The 6,979-nt window shown below is 41.0% G+C and carries 8 protein-coding genes and 1 pseudogene; 4 read left to right on the plus strand and 5 right to left on the minus strand.

Annotated features, from left to right (window positions below):
• Nucleotides 1-67 precede the first annotated feature (67 nt).
• The 3 genes from QT327_RS27895 (at nt 68) to QT327_RS27905 (ending at nt 2,667) form a co-directional block, all read left to right on the plus strand.
• Nucleotides 68-1,234: an ATP-binding protein gene (locus tag QT327_RS27895; protein WP_289554392.1), complete on the plus strand. Its 1,167-nt coding sequence runs from the start codon at nt 68-70 to the stop codon at nt 1,232-1,234.
• Nucleotides 1,235-1,383: 149 nt separating this feature from the next.
• Entirely contained in the window at nt 1,384-2,154 is a 771-nt protein-coding gene (locus tag QT327_RS27900; RefSeq protein WP_134090869.1) for a helix-turn-helix domain-containing protein, read from the plus strand.
• A 60-nt stretch (nt 2,155-2,214) separates the two neighbouring features.
• Nucleotides 2,215-2,667 carry a YciI family protein gene (locus tag QT327_RS27905; protein ID WP_130855035.1) on the plus strand — a complete coding sequence of 151 codons (453 nt, stop codon included), beginning with the start codon at nt 2,215-2,217 and terminating at the stop codon, nt 2,665-2,667.
• Between the two features lie 108 nt (nt 2,668-2,775).
• On the opposite strand, the gene QT327_RS27910 is transcribed toward QT327_RS27905, so the two are convergent.
• The 3 genes from QT327_RS27910 to QT327_RS27920 form a co-directional block, all read right to left on the minus strand.
• Nucleotides 2,776-3,669, minus strand: coding sequence for an NmrA family NAD(P)-binding protein (locus QT327_RS27910; protein WP_289554393.1), 894 nt, complete (start codon nt 3,667-3,669; stop codon nt 2,776-2,778).
• An 82-nt stretch (nt 3,670-3,751) separates the two neighbouring features.
• Entirely contained in the window at nt 3,752-4,696 is a 945-nt protein-coding gene (locus tag QT327_RS27915) for an NADP-dependent oxidoreductase (RefSeq protein ID WP_289554394.1), read from the minus strand.
• Nucleotides 4,697-4,846: 150 nt separating this feature from the next.
• The gene (locus QT327_RS27920) at nt 4,847-5,584 is read right to left on the minus strand and encodes an AraC family transcriptional regulator (RefSeq protein WP_289554395.1); all 738 of its coding nucleotides are present in this window, start codon (nt 5,582-5,584) and stop codon (nt 4,847-4,849) included.
• A gap of 283 nt (nt 5,585-5,867) precedes the next feature.
• Here QT327_RS27920 and QT327_RS27925 point away from each other — a divergent pair, with 283 nt between their 5' ends.
• Nucleotides 5,868-6,359 (plus strand): cupin domain-containing protein, encoded by a 492-nt coding sequence (locus tag QT327_RS27925; protein WP_149105009.1) that lies wholly within the window; start codon nt 5,868-5,870, stop codon nt 6,357-6,359.
• A 129-nt stretch (nt 6,360-6,488) separates the two neighbouring features.
• On the opposite strand, the gene QT327_RS27930 is transcribed toward QT327_RS27925, so the two are convergent.
• Nucleotides 6,489-6,623 (minus strand): hypothetical protein, encoded by a 135-nt coding sequence (locus QT327_RS27930; RefSeq protein ID WP_289554396.1) that lies wholly within the window; start codon nt 6,621-6,623, stop codon nt 6,489-6,491.
• Nucleotides 6,620-6,979 (minus strand): annotated as a pseudogene (locus QT327_RS27935) (hypothetical protein); the annotation flags it as partial. The pseudogene QT327_RS27935 and the gene QT327_RS27930, both read right to left, overlap by 4 nt.

The raw sequence follows: 6,979 nt of genomic DNA on the forward strand, positions 1-6,979 counted from the left end.
TCATGTAAATTCAAAATTAATCTTATGTATTTTCAAAATTACTACGTATTTTTGAAAAAATAAGAAGATGGAAAAATTCATAAACCGCTCTGTTTCAAGTATCCTGATGGCCCAAAAGGAAAAGTTCCCGGTATTAGCAATTACCGGTCCTAGGCAATCAGGAAAAACAACTTTATTGAAGCATCTATTCAAAGATTATAAATATATAACGTTAGAAAATCCTGACATCCGTTCTTTTGCAAATGAAGATCCCAACGGCTTTTTGCAACAATATGACGGGAAAGTTATTTTAGATGAAGCACAACGAACACCTGAACTTTTTTCTTACATCCAATCAAAGGTGGATGAAACCGGTAAAATGGGGCAATTTATCCTATCAGGCTCCCAAAATTTTCACCTGCTGAACAGTATTACGCAAACCCTATCCGGAAGGGTAGCGCTGTTCAAATTATTACCTTTTGATATACAGGAAATGGAAAACGCACGGTTATTGTCCAAGACCTATACCGATGCCTGTTTCAAGGGCTTTTACCCGGCAATATTCGATCGTGAAATCGACCCGAATATATTTTATGCAAATTACATCCAAACCTATATTGAAAAGGATGTAACTACCTTAATCAATATTCGTGATTTAAAAACCTTCCGCACTTTTCTTGGTCTTTGCGCCAGCCGCGCCGGCCAATTACTTAATATCAGCGCATTGGCTAACGCTTGCGACATTAGCCAACCCACAGCTAAAGCTTGGCTTTCTATTCTGGAAAGCAGCTATATTATCTTCTTACTCAATCCTTATCACGAAAATTTTAACAAACGGCTAATCAAAAGTCCCAAGCTATATTTTTATGACAGCGGTTTATTATGTCATCTATTGGGTATTCGCCATCAAGAAGAAGTGCTCGAGAACCGCTTAAAAGGTAACATCTTTGAAAATATGGTTATTGCGGAGTTCATCAAGCAGAATGCACATCAATATCTTCATCAGGAATCCTATTTTTGGCAAGATAGTAATCAACATGAAATTGATTTTCTCTTAAAAAAAGCCAATGGTTTTGAAGTTTTTGAAGTAAAAGCTACCCAGACCGTTACACCTAAACTCTTCGCCAACATGGATTATTTTGATGAACTGGCAAGCCCACAGCCGGTGAAGAAAACCCTAATTTACGGCGGTGAAGAGAACCAACAGCGCACAAAATATACCGTATTAAGTTGGAAGGATATCGGCAAGCTATAAGTAGCTTCTCCTTTTGCACTGTCACAGTTGGCTTCCAAGCCATTAAGCAGCAACCGCCAATTCGGTGAGGAGTTTGTGAAATGAGTAAATTCCCTTCTATTCACTATATTTATCATAGAATTCGAAAACGGACGCAGGCTACCACTATAATGAAAATCACAACGTACATACCTACGGCGCAATTAAAGCCATTTATAAAAGATTATAAAATCATTGAAAGCCAGTACGATACAACCAACCAAGTGGTACCTAATGCCTCATTTGCTTTAGCTTTTCGTCTTAGCGGCCAAATATCGTATATAAACAACGACCGCTCCGTCGATTTACCAAACATCGCCTTGTCAGGATTGCGAAAGTCCGTTCGGTTTATCCATTATAAGAAAAACTCAGGCACCCTTATTGTCTCATTCAGTGAACAGGGCCTGTCCGCCTTTTTCAGACAACCGCTTTACGACTTATTTGAGCAGACCGTTCCCTTAGACCATTATATACCACCCGCCACGCTAGCACTTGTGGAAGAGCGCCTAGCCGAAATGAGCAACAACCAATTGAGAATCGCCTGCATGGAGGAATTTTTAATCTCCATACTGATTAACCGTACTCCCGATCTATTGGTAACAGAAGCGATCCATAAAATCCATTCAACAAGGGGAAATATCCGAATAAAGGAGCTTGCTGCGGCTTTATGCATCAGCCAAGACGCCTTCGAAAAGCGGTTTAGAAAAGTAACAGGAGCTTCTCCTAAACAATTTTCGCAGATTATAAAAATGAACGCTATTGTTCATCAACCTAATCCGGCATCGCTTCTTGACCTGGTCTTTGAAAACGGTTATTACGATCAACCCCATTTCAACCGGGATTTCAAGCTATTTACCGGGCAAACACCCACTGATTTTTTCAAATCACCTTCTTTTTGGTAATCAATGATTTTTTACAAGGATTGCTTTTTCCAACGCGCCATCTTTGCATAAAAAAAGTATATGAAACTAGGTCTATTAGCCGTCTTTGCAGGCCTGGCATTGATAAGTTACAGAACTTTCAATCAGTCAGCCCAAGCATTGACGTTAACCGCAAAACACCAGGAAATGAAACAATTCAGTTTATTAGTACGTGTACCCGAAACCTATAGTGAAGCGCAGGTTAAATCGGCAGGTGTGCAATGGAACAATTTGATTGAGCAATGGAAAGCAGCAGGCATATATGTGCTCAGCTTTGCTTTTCCCGGAGAAAGCTACACTGTATCAGGTACCGGAGGGGAAACCGTAAAAAAAGAAAGCGTGCTTTCCGGCAATCTTCGTGTTGTAAGCCAGGTTGTACTACGTGCTGCAAGTATAGAGCAAGCCCTGGAGCTCGCCAAATCCGTCCCGGTTTTGTTATATGGCGGAACGGTAGAAGTACGGGAAATCCCTAAACCCATTCAACCGGCAGGATAAATCCATAAGCGTGCTATTTTGCACTCTCACAGTGCATTTTTTACTGAAATTTGCACTATTACAGTGCAAAATAGCTATCTTAGTGAAGGATTTTGACAAATAGATTTATCACTTATTGTAAATTGGCAGATAAACCTCTCTTACGAAATCCTCTGCTGTCGTAGGTGTCGTCGCTGAATCATCCCTCTTTTGATAATTCATAAAACCGGTTTTAATAGCTGTTCCCATCTCCACTAGGTTATCGGCAAAATCTTCTGAAAAACCGTTGCTTAAGAATGCTTGTTTCGCTTGATCTGCCGGAATTTGCACGTATTGCAGATCTGGCTTGCCAATAGCCTTACCAATAATGCTTGTAAACTCCTTATATGTATAGTCTCTAGGCCCCATCACGGACCGGATCAGCTTGCCGGTAAAACCGAGCCTTGTTAGATGCCCTGCCGCAACTTTTGCAACATCCTGCGTAGCCACCATCGGTATGGGGTAATCGCCATCTGCTGCGGTGCCGTTGAAACCCATTGTTTTAACCAAGCCTATAGTTCTTAAAAAGTTTTCCATAAAATAGGCAGAACGGAGATGCAATACATTTACGCCATCCAATTGGTTTAACCTAACCTCCTGTTCACCGGTACCCCCCATAATACCGTTGCCTTCGTGCATGTGTGAGCCGAGGCTGCTCATATTTACTATGTATTTTATGCCGGATTTTTCAATGGCTTCCACTAGCGTGCCCGTTACCTGCCTCTGATAGGCTCTTGTATTTTCAGCCTTTACGTTATCCGGTAAAATAACGAATGCACTATCAGCATTCCTAAAGACACTCGTCAGCGCATTCACATCGGTTATATCACCTGCAATTATTTCGGCACCCATACGCCTAAATTGTTCTAATTTCTCGGTGTGCCTGGCCATTAAAGCCACCTGGTGTCCTTCCTTTAACAGGATTGCTGAAATTTTGCTTCCTACCGTTCCGGTAGCTCCAAGGATTACTATGCTCTTTTTCATTTTTGTTATTTTTAAATTTGTTGTTGATTAATTACAATTTCAAAATGTTATTTTCTCACTATCTGTTATAGATTGCCGCTTTTTAGTCTATTTCTATGGCAACCTTTCCAATATAACCGCCTTGTTCAGCGTACTGATAAGCCTCTTTATAATGGGCAAATGGAAACACTTTACTGACCTCAATCTTAAGCCCGTTCCGTAATGCATTTAGCAGCACACCCGTGTATTTTGTGGACGGCCTTGAGAGTATTACCAGATGCTTTTTGGTCGTAAACAGGTTTTTGAAAATCGAGGCCGGAATTTCAATTGCCTTTGGTGTAGGGTTAAGAAAAAGGGCTTTAGCTTTCATTATTTCTTTGGCCTTTTTGTATCCCATTTTGCCTGATAAATCAATAACGATGTCAAAAGCTGCTTTATGAGAAAAGATATCTTCCTTCGTGTAATCTATCACCGAATTCGCTCCCCAGCTTTTTGCGAACGCTACACCTTGTGTGCCGGTAACGGCTGTTACGTTGGCACTGTGTTGTTTTAATAATTGAAGTAAAAACATGCCGAAGCCACCGGTAGCGCCGTTTACCAAAATCGTTGTCTGAGCATGGATGTTACCCATTTTTTCAATTGCGGTAGCAGCGGCAGTCCCAACCACGGGAATAGAAGCCGCTTGCTGAAAGTCAATATCAGCAGGCTTTTTCCAGACTAACGAAGAGGTAACGGCAACGTATTCAACTGACACACCTTCTTTCATCATGTTTTTAATCACCCCAAAAACTTCATCCCCTTTTTTTATGCCGACAACAGAAGATCCAATCTCTTCAACAATACCGGCAAAATCAGCACCTGCGTACTTTGGAAATTTCGAACCGGACATCAAAGTCATTTCTCCTTTTCTAATTTTCCAATCCATAGGATTGATAGAAAAAGCTTTCACTTTCACCAATACCTGATCCGCATTAATAGTAGGTCTGGGTTGTTCGACAGTTTGCAGAACGTCTGTAGTTCCGAATTTTTTATACACTATTGCTTTCATGATATTATTTTTATTGTTTAAAAATGATATCACAAAGTTGCGAACAAGCGCATCGCCAAACTTGTATCAGATCACTGTTTTGACCAAGGCGACAATATTTTTATCAGTAAGGAGGAGAGCAGGGCGGGGAACAAGAGCGATGCAATAAAATCAGTAAATTGCAATCAGATCGCTATTATGCTTTAGCGCTTTAGGTGGCATTCCGAACATTTCGTACATATACTTATTAAATTGTGGGAGGTCATAAAAGCCGGTGTCATATGCAATATCCGTAAGACTTCTTGCTTTATCAGAAAGAATAAGATAAATCGCTTCGCGTAACCGTGTCCATAACAAATACTTGGATAAGCTGCTACCGGTTTGTGCTTTGAATAACGAAGCCAAACGCGACGGGGAAAGGAAGACCATATCGGAAAATGTCTGTGGCGTTATGTTCTGCTCAAAATAATTAACCTTGATGTATTCTATGATTTTTATGACCCTTTCATCATATTTGGCATTAGGTAAGGTCGCGAGCAAGGCATCTACCACTTTATTAACGTCCAAACTTTCTTTAGGTGTTTGAAAGAACAGATTTGTTTCCGCTAGTGAGTCGAAAACAATATAATCCTGGCCTTCCTTCAACCTACGTGCCAGTTCTAAACCAATGTTTGAGTAGGCCTCAATATTTAATACACTCAATGTTCCTTTTTCTGCAACGCAGAAATGCGAAACATGAGGTTTTATCAAAAAACCATGAATTTGTTCATAATGTATTCCGCCGATCGTTGAATTAAACGGCGTATCATCCGATAAAACGATTTGATACGCGGCATGATGATGAATTTCAACCGATAGGTTGCGGGCTTTCAGGGCAAGAAGGAACGGATTATGGTTCTGTCTTTTCATATCACTTCCTTTATGTTGATGTCAACTGCACGGAAGTTACAAATTTTTCCATTACGGTTCCGAGTTTATAGCCGGTCCATTTTCAATCAATCCACCCTAAAACATTTACCCCTAATTTCGGTTCCTTTTTATATCTTTTTAAAAAGTTAAGTTACGAAAAAAGAATCCTAAGAAGAATACGGGAAGTAAATTCTTCAGAACAGTATGAGGTTAAGTATCTTGCAGAAAAACCGGCTGTAAGCGTTTAGGCTGACGGAGACATGGGCATTTAAATTAGCACTATATGAAATCAGGTATCGAGATTATCGAAAAAGACAAGGGACAAATCTTAGGAGTAGCAGGTGGCAATTACCGCATCATTGTACCCGGAGATAAAACGGATAATAAATATGCAGTCATTGAGATGATTGTCCCACCCGGAGGCGGACCTCCGCCCCATTCGCATCCCGATACACACGAAACCTTTTATGTATTGGAAGGAGATGTTGAATTTCAGACGGAACAGGGGAAATCCATAGTTAGTGCCGGAGGCTTTATAACCATCCCACTTGGAGGAGCTATTCATTGTTTTACGAATACCTCCAGCACTGTGGCCAAGCTACTTTGTACCGTCATGCCCGCCGGTTTGGAAAAAGTTTTCGAACTAGTCGGTGTTCCGGTGGGTAGCGGTGAATTTGCCCCCATTCCGGAACTTACAGACGAACGTCGGGAACTGATGGCACTGATTGACAAGCAATTTGGTCAAAAGACCTATCCCAAAGGGTATCTCGATTAAAGTAGTTACAAACTTAATCTTTAGAATTAGTCTATTAGAATTGGTCCGTACAGGTACTCATTCTGATTTATTTAAACAACAACATACGGAACATTTTCACATCTTCTCAACCTATTTATTAACGTCTCATCATATAAAGCCATCTTGCCCCACCCCCACTTTGCGTATACCAATTTCCTTCGTACGTTTAGCTGTCGTAAACGACGCCAGTCCATAAAGGCCAAGGCTGGCAACAAAAATGGAGAGTGCCGAAAAAATAGTCATAAGTGTTTGTTGCTGGATATCTTTCCTATAAAGCTCATCAAAACGCTGATCAAGAAAGCTATATTCAAAGGGTAATCCGGTGCCAACTTTCGGTACTCCCTTTCGATAGCATTCATCCCCTCCTTGATATTCCCCGGTTTCAGCGCAATCAATGCCACTCGGTTATCCTCATTCGGAGAAATAACAAGTGGCTCCACTTTGTCTTTGAGGGAAAGAAAGTTAAAGTCTTCCACTACTCCAATAATTCTGCGTCTGGAGTTATCCCTAATGGTATTCTGTATCCACTTACCGATTGCCTGATCCGGCGTATATCCCAGCGTGGCGGCCGCCGTTCTGTTAATCAGAACCGAGTTGGC

This window comes from Olivibacter sp. 47 (assembly GCF_030372825.1).
Classification (GTDB): domain Bacteria; phylum Bacteroidota; class Bacteroidia; order Sphingobacteriales; family Sphingobacteriaceae; genus Olivibacter; species Olivibacter oleidegradans.